14 protein-coding genes are annotated in these 13,738 nt (G+C 63.5%); 7 read left to right on the forward strand and 7 right to left on the reverse strand.

Annotated elements, in window-relative coordinates; genetic code table 11:
* Together ABY454_RS10440 and ABY454_RS10445 are read left to right on the forward strand one after the other, a co-directional pair.
* Positions 1–458: hypothetical protein (locus ABY454_RS10440; RefSeq protein ID WP_372930463.1), on the forward strand; the 458-nt coding region annotated here is incomplete at its 5' end.
* Positions 459–567: 109 nt separating this feature from the next.
* A complete protein-coding gene (locus tag ABY454_RS10445) occupies positions 568–1,443 on the forward strand; it encodes a quinoprotein dehydrogenase-associated putative ABC transporter substrate-binding protein (RefSeq protein WP_372930464.1) in 876 nt (291 codons plus the stop codon).
* Position 1,444: 1 nt separating this feature from the next.
* Here ABY454_RS10445 and ABY454_RS10450 read toward each other — a convergent pair whose 3' ends face one another.
* Positions 1,445–2,743, reverse strand: coding sequence for an ABC transporter substrate-binding protein (locus ABY454_RS10450; RefSeq protein WP_372930466.1), 1,299 nt, complete (start codon positions 2,741–2,743; stop codon positions 1,445–1,447).
* Between the two features lie 254 nt (positions 2,744–2,997).
* Here ABY454_RS10450 and ABY454_RS10455 point away from each other — a divergent pair, with 254 nt between their 5' ends.
* Positions 2,998–3,657: a hypothetical protein gene (locus ABY454_RS10455; protein WP_372930467.1), complete on the forward strand. Its 660-nt coding sequence runs from the start codon at positions 2,998–3,000 to the stop codon at positions 3,655–3,657.
* A 74-nt stretch (positions 3,658–3,731) separates the two neighbouring features.
* Here the strand turns inward: ABY454_RS10455 and pqqE are convergent, their stop codons facing one another.
* The 4 genes from pqqE to pqqA all read right to left on the reverse strand — a co-directional run bounded on the left by pqqE (position 3,732) and on the right by pqqA (position 6,450).
* Positions 3,732–4,964 (reverse strand): pyrroloquinoline quinone biosynthesis protein PqqE, encoded by a 1,233-nt coding sequence (gene pqqE, locus ABY454_RS10460; protein ID WP_372930469.1) that lies wholly within the window; start codon positions 4,962–4,964, stop codon positions 3,732–3,734.
* Positions 4,961–5,266: a pyrroloquinoline quinone biosynthesis peptide chaperone PqqD gene (gene pqqD, locus ABY454_RS10465; RefSeq protein ID WP_372930471.1), complete on the reverse strand. Its 306-nt coding sequence runs from the start codon at positions 5,264–5,266 to the stop codon at positions 4,961–4,963. Before pqqD ends, pqqE begins: the two co-directional genes overlap by 4 nt.
* On the reverse strand, positions 5,263–5,985 hold the full coding sequence (gene pqqC / locus ABY454_RS10470) for a pyrroloquinoline-quinone synthase PqqC (RefSeq protein WP_372930482.1): 723 nt from the start codon (positions 5,983–5,985) through the stop codon (positions 5,263–5,265). Before pqqC ends, pqqD begins: the two co-directional genes overlap by 4 nt.
* 375 nt (positions 5,986–6,360) lie before the next feature.
* Positions 6,361–6,450, reverse strand: coding sequence for a pyrroloquinoline quinone precursor peptide PqqA (gene pqqA, locus ABY454_RS10475; protein ID WP_372930472.1), 90 nt, complete (start codon positions 6,448–6,450; stop codon positions 6,361–6,363).
* A 133-nt stretch (positions 6,451–6,583) separates the two neighbouring features.
* On the opposite strand from pqqA, the gene ABY454_RS10480 reads away from it, so the two are divergent.
* On the forward strand, positions 6,584–7,549 hold the full coding sequence (locus ABY454_RS10480; RefSeq protein WP_372930474.1) for a LysR substrate-binding domain-containing protein: 966 nt from the start codon (positions 6,584–6,586) through the stop codon (positions 7,547–7,549).
* A gap of 36 nt (positions 7,550–7,585) precedes the next feature.
* Entirely contained in the window at positions 7,586–9,145 is a 1,560-nt protein-coding gene (locus ABY454_RS10485; RefSeq protein ID WP_372930476.1) for a hypothetical protein, read from the forward strand.
* Positions 9,146–9,151: 6 nt separating this feature from the next.
* On the opposite strand, the gene ABY454_RS10490 is transcribed toward ABY454_RS10485, so the two are convergent.
* Positions 9,152–9,751, reverse strand: coding sequence for a hypothetical protein (locus tag ABY454_RS10490; protein ID WP_372930477.1), 600 nt, complete (start codon positions 9,749–9,751; stop codon positions 9,152–9,154).
* 78 nt (positions 9,752–9,829) lie between these two features.
* Positions 9,830–11,392 (reverse strand): S10 family peptidase, encoded by a 1,563-nt coding sequence (locus tag ABY454_RS10495; RefSeq protein WP_372930478.1) that lies wholly within the window; start codon positions 11,390–11,392, stop codon positions 9,830–9,832.
* A gap of 151 nt (positions 11,393–11,543) precedes the next feature.
* Between ABY454_RS10495 and ABY454_RS10500 the strand changes: the two genes are divergently transcribed.
* Both ABY454_RS10500 and ABY454_RS10505 read left to right on the forward strand, forming a co-directional pair.
* Positions 11,544–11,816, forward strand: a complete 273-nt coding sequence (locus ABY454_RS10500) for a hypothetical protein (protein WP_372930479.1) — start codon at positions 11,544–11,546, stop codon at positions 11,814–11,816.
* A 288-nt stretch (positions 11,817–12,104) separates the two neighbouring features.
* The coding region (locus ABY454_RS10505) for a hypothetical protein (RefSeq protein WP_372930480.1) at positions 12,105–13,738 on the forward strand (1,634 nt) is incomplete at its 3' end.

Below are 13,738 nucleotides of genomic sequence, written 5' to 3' on the forward strand. Positions count from 1 at the left end.
AAGCCGGCCGCTTCATGCCTGAGATTGAGAACCCTTACTGCACCGTCAAAACCTACGTGCTGCGTAATGTGGCCGAGCTGGCGTCGTCGATGACGGATCGCCGGGGGCGGCCCGTGATCGTGGTCAATCGGCGAACCCTGCGCGACGACCCGGCCTACAGCAAGTTCCTGCTGGCGCATGAGTGTTGCCACCATACGCTCGGGCACGTGACGGAGTTCAAGAAGGGGCTCGGCAATGTGGGACCGCAGGCCTTCCTCTATATTGCGCCGCAGTTGAAGCGCTTGGAGTTGGAGGCCGACTGCTGCGCGGTCAAGCTCATGCGCGAGCGCGGGCATGCCGATGGCATCGAGGCTGGCCGCGAGGCCATGTCCATGTTCGGCACGAAGCCGACGGGCGCGCATTACCCCACGGGGGTCGAGCGTGCGGAGACCATCATGGGCTGCGCGGTCGCGCGATAGGACTGGCGGGACGCGCCTGAAATCGCCATATCTTTTTGCAAGATTGCGGATTGTGCCGCGTTTGAGCTCGGCAATAGTTGGTTGGTTCGGAGATGACGAAGAGGTGGCCTTGAAGGGCAGCACAACGATAGTCCGCCGGGTGGTGCAGAGCCTCCGGCACGCCGGCTTGGTGGCCTCTGTCTTGGCCGCCACGGCGATGTTGTGCGTCGCTCAGAGCGCGCCGCTTGCTGCCGCGCCGGTACTTCGCGTGTGCGCCGACCCAGACAACTTGCCGTTCTCCAACGACAAGGGCGAGGGATTCGAAAACAAGCTTGCCGTTCTCCTCGCCGAGCGCCTCGGTCAGGAGTTGGAATACACGTGGTCGTCCGAAGACTCTGGCGACGTATCCAACACGGTGGGCGAGGGAGCCTGCGACCTGGTGATGGGATATGCGCAAGGCACGGGGCTGATCGAAGACACCAACCCCTATTACTATACATCCTATGTACTGATTACGCGCGCGGACGACCCGGACTTGAAAGACGTGGAGACACTGTCGGATCCGCAGCTCCGCGGGAAGCGCATCGGCCTGTTCGCGCAAACGCCGCCGGCAAGCATCCTGGCCATGCACGGCTTGGTCTCGAACGTGAAGCCCTTCGAGGTCAATCCGGGCGAGAGTTCTGCCCGGGCGGCTGAAGCGGTGATTGGTGAGATCGCATCGGGCGAGCTCGACGCGGCGCTGTTGTGGGGGCCGATCGGCGGATACCACGCCGTGCAGGCCAAGGTGCCGCTGCGCGTCGTGCCGCTCGTCAAGGAGAGCGCGGGCCCGAACACGATCTACCCCATCACGATGGGTGTCCGCCCGAACGAGCCGCAATGGAAGCATCAGATCAACAAACTGCTGGCCGACAGCGAGCAGGAGATCAATGTGATCCTGCGGGAGTACAACGTCCCGGTTCTCAACCAGAAGGGCGAGAGGATCGCGGCGGGGGCCGCGCTCCGCTAGCTCACATTTTGCAGGTGCTCTCCGGCTCGTCGATGCCGAGCGTATCGACTTCGATTTCCGGATGGCTCGCGTGCGGGAAACCGCGCTGCGGAGAGACGGAGACCGGGACCTTCTCGGTGGCGATCAGTATCGGCTGGCGGAACTGACCGTCCCAGGGGCGGAATTGCTGCTTGATGCCCTTGAAGGGCGCGAGCTGCAGGTCGGGCCCGTGGATGAAGGCCGACACGGTTGCAAAGTCATTCTCGGGCTTTCGGGTCACAGCCTCGCCAATCGTGCGCGCCGCGACATAGGCCTGGTGGTCGATCGGCAGCATGATCCGATCGAAATCTTTCTCAAAATTATTGTTCGCTTGGGTGGCGCCCCATTTTTCGTGTCCGGGACTCCACGTCGTGGCGAAGAGGCCGGTCGTGCCGGCCACGATGCGCGGCTGTCCGCCGCCACGATAGGGCATGAGTGGACCGAACTGCTGGTCCTCGTCCGCCACCATAATGACGTCATAGCCGGTGGCCGGGATAACCGAGTCGTCGGCGCTGGCTTCCATGCGCGGCTTTGCCGGCGGGATAGGGCCCACGCCGTCGCGGCGTCCGCCCGAAACATCCACATATTCCCGAACGTCCACGATGTTCGCGCCGAACCGTTTCGCCGCCCGCTTGACGGCGTCGGTGTTGGCGCGGTCGGCAGCGGTCGAGCCGTGGACGACGAGCCAATTCTTCCAGTTCATCTTGACGAGATACTGCGCCAGGGCGTCGGCCAGCATGTAGCGGTCCGGCACGATATGCATGACGTTGGCGCGGCAACCTTCCTGCCTGAGCGAGACGTCGGTTGCCCGGACGTTGAACAGCAGAATGTCCTTGTCCTTTGCCCAGTCGGCGAGCTTGAGCAGCGTTGGCGCGGACGCGTCCACGATGATGTAGTTGTGCTTGCTGTCGTGGAGTTTCTTGATCGCAGCGAGCGCGTCTTCCGGCGATGACGCCTCCTCGACATCGAGCGCATAGAAATGGCCCATGAAGCGGCCGCCTGCATTGTTCTCTCCGATGCCCATCTTGGCGCCGGCAATCCCGGCATCGTCGGGCTCCGCATCCAGGCGTGAGGCCGGCCGCGGCCGACCAGTGTCCTCACGGATGTAGCCGATCTCGACCGGCATCATCTCGGGTGACTGAGGCATTTGGAGGCTGACGCCGCCCTCGCGCTCTTTCGAGGGGTGACCGGCCCAGGCAGGCACGCACATCGTGCCGCTGAAAATGAGCGCGGCGGTCAGCACGAGGCGGGGGAGGGGCTTCGAAGCCCAGATGATCTGCATGACGAGACCGTTGGCGCCGGTTAAGCGGTGAATCCGAACCCGAGTTTGGCCCTCGCCGGCGGGTTCCAGAGGGCCAGCCGAGTGTTGGCCGGCATGGTACCGACAAGAAAATGGGCATTGCAAGGCGGAAACTTCGGCAGGAATAATTGCCAAAGGGAAATGCCATCGCCCTTGAGGTTCGGAGTTTTGTGCGCGCCTGTGGGCGAAATCCGTTGTTGCTCCCCGAATCGTGAGGGGATTGCTATCGTCCGCCCATGCAGTTCTCGCCCGGAGATGCCATCCGCTATGGATGGGAGGCATTCAAGAGACGCCCGTGGTTCTTCGTGGGCGCGAGCTTTATCATCGCAATCGTGTACATGCTTGCCGGCGGGATCAGTTCGGCTGTCGACGGCGCAATGGGCGGCGGCGCGGAAGAGCCCACCGTCCTCGGCTCCATCGTCAACTACGGTCTCGGTACGCTCATCAGCATGGGCGTGACGGCATTTTATCTGGCCGCGCACGACAACCCCGATACGGCAGAGTTCTCCATGCTGTGGCACCCGCAACCGTTCTTGAAGTTCCTCGGTGCTTCGGTCCTGACAACGCTGGCCATCGTCATCGGCCTTGCCTTGTTCATCGTGCCCGGGATCATCGCCATGCTGCTGTTCATGTTCTCGACCTTTATCGTGATCGACCGTGGGCTTGGCCCCATCGAGGCGATGAAGGAAAGCATGCGCATCACGGCCGGTAATCGCTGGCCGCTGCTCGGGTTTATCTGCCTGTTGTTACTCATTCTCATGGCCGGGATTTTGGCCCTTGGGGTTGGGCTTCTCGTCGCCATGCCGATCGCGACGCTCGCCTTCGCGCACGCTTATCGCCTGTTGTCGGGCGGGCCCGGTCAAGCAGCACCGGCTGATGCGCGGCTCGGCGCCTAAGGGGCCGATCTCCTGAAACAAAAAGCGCCCCGCGATGGGGGCGCCTTCTGAAAATCGCTCTGAGTTTGTGACGTCTACTCGGCGGGAACGAGGGGCTCGTCGGCTGCCTTTCCGGCCTCAGCGGCGTTGCGCGGATTACGGTAGATGAACTCGGTCGCAGGCTTGGCGGCCTCATCCTTGGCGAGCTTCACCATCTCGGCGTGATAGGGCGACAGCGCGCAAGCCGGATCGGTGTTCCGCGGGTCCTTGGTGATGGCCATGGCCTGGCAGCGACAGCCGCCATAGTCGACCTCTTTGAACGCGCAGGAGCGGCACGGCTCCTTCATCCACTCGGTGCCGCGGAAGGCGTTGAACGCATCGCCGTTCATCCAGATGTCGACAAGCTTCCTGTCGCGCGCATTGTCGAACTCCAGCTCCGGGATGCTCTCCGCGGCGTGGCAGGGCAGCACCTTGCCCGCCGGCGTAATGTTCATAAAGCCCTTACCCCAGCCGCCCATGCAGGGCTTCGGCCGCTTGGCGTAGTAGTCGGGCACGACCATATCGATGGTGAGCACGCCTTTCAGGCGCTCGCGCGCGGCCTCGACATATTCAATGGAGGCCACTGTGTCTTCGTAGGTGGGAATGAGCGCAGCGCGGTTGAGGAAGGCCCAACCGTAATACTGCGCATGGGCCACCTCTAAACGCTGAGCGCCCAGTTCGATGGACATGTCGATATAGCGCGGCACGTTATGAATGTTGTGGCGGTGGATCGGCGCGTTGACCGTCAACGGCATGCCGAGCTCCGTCACCCAACGGGCGACGTCCAGTTTCTTCTGCAGGGCGTTCGGATAGGCGCCAATCTTATCCGCGCCTGCCGGGTCGACGTCCTGGAACGAGACCTGGACATGATCGAGGCCAAGCTTCTGCAGGGTTTCGAGCCGGTCGCGCTTTAAGGTGACGCCGGCAGTGATGAGGTTCGTGTAGAGCCCGGCTTCGGAGGCCGCCTTGACGATCTCCTCCAGGTCCTTGCGCGCGCACGGCTCGCCGCCGGACAGATGCACTTGGAGGATGCCCATCTCGCCCGCCTGGCGCATGACGGAGCACCACTCCTCGGTGGTGAGTTCGTTCTTGGCGCCTTCAAGTTCGACGGGGTTAGAGCAATAAGGACATTGCAGCGGACAGCGGTGCGTAAGCTCGGCAAGCAGGCCAACCGGTGCAAGGGCGCACAGCTCGGCCGCCTCGTCTTCGTTGCCGACAACGCCCGTCGTCGGTTCGTCGTCGACGGCGATGCCTTGAATGTGTCCGTCTATCCTAAGATCCTCGGTCATGCCTTTATGTATCCCTTGTCGGCAAGGTCTTGGAGCAGCTCCACGACGTCTTTCGCGATCACGTCGATGGGGGCGGAATACTCCTCGGCCAGCTTCGCGGCGATGTCCTCCACGGTTCTTTTTCCGTCGCAGAGCTGCAGCACCTCGACGGCAATTTGATCCGGCGTCAGAATCCGCTCCGGCGCCAGAAGCACCCATCGCCCGCGCCCCGCGTCATGGCGAAGCTTCAGGTAGGGTGGCATTTGCGGTTTCGACTCCCGGCTGACAATCAGCCGGCCGGGAGTTTCCGTTTTATTCGTCATGCCTGTTCCGGAACGAAAGCGCCCGGCGGGATCATGCCCGGATCGACATAGGCCAGATGGAGCGCATCGAGCTGCGCCCACAGCACATGGGTCTTGAAGCGGAGCGCATCGAGCACGCCCTGTTGCGCCTCGGGGGTGCGCGCGTTCTGCTTCACATATTCGAGGGCGAAGTCGGCATCGCGCGGTGCCTGGGTGAGGCGGCGCTTGAAATACGCCATCACGTCGTCGCTGATGAAATCGTAGTTCTCGAGCATGCCGGAGATGCGCGCCTTGTGAATGCTCGGCGCGAACAGCTCGGTGAGCGAGGATGCGACGGCTTCGACAAGCGTCTTGTCGCGCACGAAGTTCACGTAAGCCTCGACGGCGAACACTGTCTCGGGCAGGGCGCCTTTGCGGGAAATCACATAGTCACGGTCAAGTCCGAGGCCGTCGGTCAGCACGAGCCAGCGCTCGATGCCGCCTTCTTCGTCCTCGTAGCCGTCATGGTCCATGATGCGGTGCAGCCACTCCCGGCGTAGCTCGCGATCATGACAACGGCTCATCAGCGCGGCGTCCTTGCGCGGCACCGCAGACTGATAGCAATAGCGGTTCAAGGCCCAGGCCTGGACCTGGCCTTTGTTCAATTCGCCGCCATGCAGCATCTTATGGAAGGGGTGTTTGTCGTGGTACTGCGAGGCGCCAATGGCGCGCAGTTCCTGCTCCAGTTCGTCGGGGCTCATAATCTTGGTCACGGGTCTTCCTCGATCTCAACCATTGCCGTTACGAGGATAAACTAGCCGGCGCCGCCGCTGCCGTCGTTGATGCGCGTCAATCCTCGAATACAGTTTGCTTTTGGCGCTTCTAAGTGGCGCCTTCGATGCGGTTTATACCATGGTAAAACATGGGGAGGCCGTATGAGCTTTTCATGACTCGTTCATGAACACTGTCTGGATACTGGATTAAGAACACCTGAAGAGGGTGATCTTGGCGTTTTCTCATCGTAGCCCAAAGCCCGTAGGGGCGCTATTCGCGTGCCTTTGGTGACACGAACGCAAACGGCGATCTGGCTCCTGCCGGATCGCCGTTTGCTTCGTTCCGAGATGAGAAAAGCCGGACTAAGCGCGGTCCAGCTCGGCCGGCAGGTAGCTCGTCACTTCCATACCGGATTCCGTTTCCTCGATCGTCGGCTTGAGCCACTCACGCATATCTTGCTCCTTTCGCGAGTCTTGAACCAAGCAATGGCCGGTACGACCCGTACACTGAACGCGGTTCGGGCCGTCCGAACTCTGCGATTGGAATATGCGATTGGGCCATGATAATTTCCAATCGTATTTCCTAATGGAACGCATAAGCTCTTCTTATCGCCAATCGCTCGCCGTCGTTTCGCCCATGGTCTCGCTCAGACAGCTTCGTTATCTGGAGTCGCTCGCGAACACGCATCATTTCGGTCATGCGGCGGAGGCTTGCGCCGTCAGCCAGCCGGCGCTGAGCATGCAGATTAAGGAGCTAGAGGACGAGCTGAAGCTCAGCCTCGTGGAACGCCGCAAATCGGGTGTCGAGTTCACCGAGAAGGGGGAGGAGGTCGCTGCCCGCGCGCGGGCGATCCTGGCGTCGGTGCGCGATCTCGTCGATTACGCCAAGGGGCAGGAGGGTGTGCTGTCCGGCGTGCTCAAGCTTGGCGCCATTCCGTCAATCGCGCCCTATCTCTTGCCGGCGGCTTTGCCCGCGTTGCAGAAGCGGTTTCCGATGCTCTCCTTGCAACTGCGCGAGACAGTAACCGAAACTCTGGTGCATGAGCTTGTGAGCGGCAATCTCGACGTTATTCTCATCGCCCTGCCGATCGACGATCCAGAAGTGGAGACGCATCGCTTGTTCGACGACGCCTTCATCCTGGCGACTAAGGCGACAGATCGAAAAGCGCGCTTGCGCCGCGCCACGGCGGACATGCTCGCGGGCGAGCGGCTGCTGCTCTTGGAAGAGGGGCATTGCTTGCGCGATCAAACGCTGTCCTACTGCCACATGATGACGCGCGAGGCACGCGAGAGCTTCGGCGCATCGAGCCTGGCGACCATCGTGCAGATGGTGGCGAACGGCTACGGCATCACGCTGTTGCCCGAGATGGCGGTCTCGGCCGAAGTTCATCGTGGCGGTGACATTCGCTTGTTGCGATTCCCGCCGCCGGGGCCTAAGCGAGAGATCGGCTTAGCTTGGCGCAAGACGTCGCCGCGCAAGGATGAGTTCGTACAGTTCGGCAAGCTCCTGTGTGAGGTCTTGCCCAAACCGCGCAAGACGGTGCGCAAGTAGGAGGCGGCCACGTTAAGTACCCAGCTTTCCGTCCTGATGGCGATGCTGATCTTCGGCAGGGCGGGTCTCGTGCGCGTCGTTCGTCCCGTGTCGGACTTCTATGTCGCGGGCCGGCTGATGCCGGCATTGTTCAACGGTTTGGCCATTGCGGTGTCGTTGATGGCGCTGCTCGTCTTCGTCGGCGCGGGCGGAGCGGTCGGCCCCGGCTGGAAGGGGCTCGGTGCCGTGCTCCTCGGCGTAGGACTCGGCCTCCTCGTCGGAGGGCTTTTGCTCGCACCGTATTTGCGGCAGTTCGGCGGCTATACGCTGCCCGATTTTCTCGCCGAGCGCTTCGGAGGGGACAAGGTGCGTCCCTTGGCCGTGCTTGCCGTCATCGTCTGCGGGTTTCCGGCACTTGCCGTCGTGCTGATGGCGTTCGGAATGCTCAGCACCGTGGTGTTTTCGCTGCCTGTTCCGATTGGTATCGGTGGCGGCGTGGCGATGATCTTCGTCTGCATCTTGATCGGCGGCATGCGGTCGTTGAGCGTGTCGCAGATCGCGCAATATGTCGTGCTGCTTGCTGCAGCGCTGGCGGCGATCGTGGTGGCCTTGTGGCAGACGGGAACGCTGTTCGCCGTGGAGCGCCTTCTTGCCGATGAGGTCGTGCCGGGTGCCGGGCTCAACGTCTTTGCGCAAGATAGCGGGCAAAACGGCGGCATGAACCGTGTGGCGCTGGTCTTTTGCCTCGCGGCCGGTATTGCGGCTTTGCCGGCTGTCCTGATGCGGGGCTTTACGACCCCGACGCCATCTGAGGCGCGGGGTTCGTTTTTGCTCGCGCTGCCCTTCGCCGGACTGCTCCTGCTCGGTGCGCCCGCACTCGGTGCGCTGTACGAGGCGGCCGCGGTGCGCGCCGGGGACGCGCTTTCCATGATCGCCGAGGGCGTCTTGACGGTGGCCGCGCTTGCGACGCTCCTTGCAGCAGGCGGCGCGCTCGCGCTTTCGGTCGGGAACGTCCTCTCCTATGACATCTATTTTAAGAGCCTGAACCCGACGGCGTCGGTGCGGCGCCAAGTTTTCGTGGCGCGCATCTGCGTGATCGTGGTGACGGGGCTCGCCGGCCTTTCGGCCATCGCCTTCCCGCAGGAGAGCTTAACGGGCGCAAGTGCCATGCTTTCGCTCGCGGCCAGCACGCTTCTTCCCGTGCTGGTGCTTGGTGTGTGGTGGAAGCGTGCGACGGCCGACGCCGCGCTTGCCGGCATGGTCGCAGGCACCTTGGTGTGCCTCTACTACATGGTCGGGCCGCACACGATTCCGTTCGCCTTCTACGAGTCGTCGAGCTTCTTCTCCGATGCGAGCGATGCGCAGGTCGCCGCTTACGAGAGGTTGCGCAACGACTATTATCTGGCCGCCGACGATGCAGCCAAAGCCGCGGTGCTCGCGGCGTGGGATGAATCGGTGCGTCCGATCACCAATTGGTTCGGCGTGCGCGCCGTATTCGCCGGATTGTTCGCAGTGCCCGCCGGCTTTCTCGTTACGATCGTCGTGAGCCTGTTCACGCGCGCGCCGTCGGAAAACGTGCGCCGCCTCGTCGACAACCTGCGCACACGTGCTGCTTAGACGCCGTTACTTGCTGTCGGGCTTGGAGTCTTGTGGTGGTGGGCCCCCCAGCAAACGGAAGCCATCGCGAAAGCGCTCTGCATCGCCGCTTCGGCTGTGTCCCTTCGGGCCGGCGGAGACGATCATGTAGATCCGGTCGCCATTGGCCACCAGATCGATCAGGTGGTTGCGCTTGCCGCGCCCATCTTCGGCCACCGCCTCATAGCCCGGGCGACCATCGAAAGTCCGGGACGCCTTCTTGCGGACTTTTGTATCGCTGCCCTTGGCGTAAGCCTCAACGACCTTGATGAAGTAATCGGGCCTAGGCGGGTTCGGCGCCCGGCCTTCAGGGTATTCGAACACCACGATGCTGTAGACGGTGTCCCGGGCGAGATTGGCTTGATAGGTGTGTTGGAGCAGCGGGTTTTGCCCCGCGACCGGCGTGCTTGCGGCCTTAGGCTTCTCGGCCACGGGAAAGGACGCCACGAAGCCACGTTCGGTGAAGTGGAACTCCTTCCAGGGTGACTCTTGCGGTGCATCTGGCGTCTCGGCCTTGTCCTCGGCGTGCCCCGGCAAAACGAGGGCGATCAGGACAAAGGTGGCGAGAGCGAAGCGTCGAATTGGCATCGCCGGTCCTCACATCTCCTAAGGTTAGAATCGCAAGTGTAGCCCATCGGTGGTGACGGTTCATCCGCTTGCCGTCTGTCAGCCTTCGCTCGGCACCGGAAGGGCCCGCCGGTACATGGCCTCCACATCGTCCTTCAAGGCCCGCCGCGTGTCGGCACGCAGATACAGCATGTGTCCCCCCGCATAATCCTCGATCGTGATCGGGCTTGCGCCGGTGAGCGGCGGCAATTGTTTGACCAGATAGGTGGCCGTCATATACGGCGTGATCAGGTCCGTATAACCGGTGGCGATCAGCACTTCGAGCCCGCGGTTGGCGGCGCGAGCGCGCTGAATGTCGTCAAGCACGCCGGCATAGCCTTGACGGGTCGGGCTCGTGCCGAAGTCCCACTTCCCGCGCACCTTGCCGTTGAGGAGCTCGTATGGCTGCTCCGTCTTGAAGGCGAGCTCCTCTTGCGCATAGGTCACGAACGCCGTGGTCCAAAGGGGCTTGGTCACGTCGAGAACGGGGTCGGGTCCGCGCGGCCACGGGCTGGACGGGTGCGGGTCGGGTCCGCTCACGCTGCCGTCATAGCGGCTCAAGAGTTGGCCGCCGTCGCGGTCGAACTCCTTGATGAAGAACGAGAGGGGGATGCGGGCAAAGCGCTTCTCGACTTCGGCGCGGGAGATGCCGGTCAGCTCGGCCACGCGCGCCGATGCTATCCGGCCACCTTGTTCGGTGCCGGACGCGAGTGCCACGAGATAATCGGTGAGCGCATAGCGTTCGACGTCCTTCAGGGCATCGCGCAGTTCCCCACGCGTCGCAACGCCTTCGTTCTCAAGCTTGACGGCCGTGTAAGAGGGGAGCGCCAGCGCCCAGGGAATCGGGTCGAAGTCCTCGCCGTAGATCAGCGCGAACTCGAGCGCCGGCGAGACTAGCACAAGACCGCTCGGCGAGATGCCTGTTGTCTTCTGAAGCTTGCGCGTGATCGTGGCGGCACGGAAGGCACCATAGCTTTCGCCGGTCAAGAAGACGGGCGAGTCGGTGCGCCCGGCTTGTGTGAGGTAAAGCCGGATGAACGCGGCGAGCGAGTCGGTGTCTTGCTTCACGCCCCAAAAGTCGCTGTCAGTCTTGCTGCCGGTGGCGCGGCTATAGCCCGTGCCGACGGGGTCGACGAAGACGAGGTCGGTGAAGTCGATCCAGCTTGCGTCATTGCCGATGAGGCGCGGCGGCGGACCGATGAGTTCGCCGACGGCGGACGTCTCGACGACTTTCGGTCCGATGGCGCCAAGGTGAAGATAGGCCGAGGCCGCGCCCGGTCCTCCGTTGAAGACGAACGTAATCGGCCGGGAGGTCTGTTCCGGCTCCCGGTTGTAGGCGACGTAGAAGATTTCCGCCGTGGGTTTGCCGCGATCGTCGCGAGGCTTGATGGCGCCGGCGACCGCGCTATAGGAGACCTGTTCTCTGTCGAGCGTGGCGGTATGGTAGGTGATCGCCGCCGGCGGCAGGCGCAAGGTCGGGGTCTTGTCGGCTTCGTCCGATTGTTCGGTCTTTGGCGCGTCGGCGACGGCGACGGCAGACGGGGCGAGAAGGACAAGAAGCGCACCAAGGCTCAGTGCGCTAAGGCTCAGTGCGGAGGCGAGGGGGCGGATCAGTTCGGTCACGGGGGCGCGTCCTCTTCGAAAACACCGGATGAAACGTCTTCACTCCCCTTGGGAAGGATTTATGCAGCAAGGAGGGCGGTCTCAAGGCGGGAGGCCCGGTGATCGATCCTCGATCATGACCCCGCCATCATTGAGGCGCAGCTACGTCGCCATGATCAGAATCGCCTTGATATTGGCCGTTTTGCTGCCTGTTGGTCTTTCTGCCTGTGCCAGCCGTGAGGAGGTCCAGTCCGGACGCGTGGCACAGCAGGTCGCCCAGGATGCGGAGGACGATACGGCCTGCCGGGCCGACAACGAGCCGGATACCGAGGCCTATGAGGCGTGCCGCGCGGACCGGACCGCGCAGAGAGCGCGGCAGTCGGATATCGACTACCAGAAGGCCCGTGATTTCGACCGGGTTCTCGGGGGTCTCGACAATCTGTGACGGGGCCACCCACCCCAAAAGTGTTTGCCCTCAAGGTTTGGCCGTTGGCCGCGGTCCGTTTGCCGGATAAGCTAGCGCAGGCGGGCGAACCGGCGATCGGCCGTTCCGCCTCGCCTTCATTTGGTGGCCGATAGAGGTCTTGAGTGGCCTCCTTGTAGCGAAGCTCCAGAATCGGGGGCGGGGAGCTTCGCAAACTTTGGCGTTGTAGCCCCCTGGCGAGTTCCACGTTGAGCCGTTTCGCCGTTACGAGGCTCGCGGCGGATCCCATCTTTGGCGGAGCCTCACGGCATGGCCGTTGCAATGCGTAAGAAACGGGCCTGGTCAACGCGCGCAGACGACGCCGAGTCGCAAGAGACCGCGGCCTTCGAGGCGAGTGTTGCCGCTGCCAAGGATACCGCGGCGAAATCCGGGGCGTTTCTCTCCGACGCCAAATCCGATCTCACCGATCACCAGCGTTGGCTCCGGACGCAGAGCGCGGCCGTGGAGCGCGACCGGCAGCGGCATGAGCGCTGGTTGCAGCGTCAGCGGGATCGTCGTGTTGCGTCCGCGCGCAAGGAGCGGCTGCGCCTTCGCCGCCAGCTCGTGCGGCAGCGTGCCTTCCAAGCCATGCGGCACGCGCTTTGGGCCGGCATGTTGGTTGTGTCGGCCTGGTACGTCTTCGCCCTAACGGCGCTCCGGGCCGGAATCTTTTCTGTCGGCCGGCTGATTACGCGCGGCGCGAGGGTCGCAGGCCGTCGGATCCAGGCTGGCGCGTCGTGGATGGTCGCCAAGCTCGGTGTGCTGGCGCACCGATTGGGCGCCTTGGTGGTGGCGGGGTCATTATTCGCGGCGTCCAAAAGCGGCACTGCTGCGCGCACCGCCGGCCGTTCGCTGGGCAGTGGGCTTTCGGTCGCCTCCGCCAAGACTTCGGCGCTTGCAGGCGTCACGGGCCACGCGGCCTCGCGCGGGCTGGCGGCTGCCGGCAAAAAGACCGCAGCGGTCCAAGCCGCCGGCAAGAAAGGTCTCGCCAACGGCTTCGAGTGGACAATGGCCAAGACGGCGGCGGTGACGCCCACGCTTTATGTCGGCATGGCCAAGCTGGGGCGCCAGGCGGAGCGCTATGCGCGGGCCGGTGTAGCGCAGGCCGAAGGGATGATGGCCCGGGCCGCGGCGAAAACATCGAAGGCTGCCGCGCTCTATGGACCGCATGTGGGGGGCGCCGAGATTACCAGCCGTGCGGCGAACGACCCCGGTTCGTCGCCCCATTCCTCGGTGGAGGAACCGAAATCCGCCGCGGAGGCTGCGGAAGTCTACGGACCGTTCTATGAAGGGTTCTGGGTCAAGGGGGTCTCGCCCAACGAGCCCCGCGTTGCGGAGGCCGCTCCGGCGCCCATCGCGCCTCCGGCTGAGGCGAAAAACGCGCTATCGTGGGTCTCGTCCTGGGCGCACGCGGCGAGTGCGCGTGCAGGCGCCTCCGCAGGCCAAATGCGGTCCGTGGCGGTCTCGTCGGCTGTGCAAGCGAAGGCTTGGGCGGCTCAGTCCCAGGCGTGGGTACAAACAAGGGATGTCGATCTCAGTCGCATGATGATCATCGCGGGCGCTGTGTTGCTGGTCTGTGGCGGGCTGCTGGTCGGCGGCGGGCTGTTGTTGCGTGCGGGCGCCGGAACGGCGGCGACGGCCGCGGCGGAGGAAGAGTCCGGCGTAGGGATCGCTTTGACGTTCCAGGAGACCGACCGTCCGTTGTCGGATCGGGCCGTGTTCACGCTTTCGGGGACACCGGCAGCGTTTCGCATCAACGGCCTGTCCGTGGGCGGGATGAACCTATCCGATCAGCCGCTGACTGGGGTGGAGGCTGTGTTGAAGCCGGATGTGAAGCGGCCTGATCTGAAACTCACACTGAAGGTCGATACGAACGCTGCGCCGGCCGGCGAAGGCGATGCCGC

The sequence above is a fragment of the Methyloceanibacter sp. genome, from assembly GCF_041573655.1.
In the GTDB taxonomy this organism is placed as follows: Bacteria; Pseudomonadota; Alphaproteobacteria; order Rhizobiales; family Methyloligellaceae; genus Methyloceanibacter.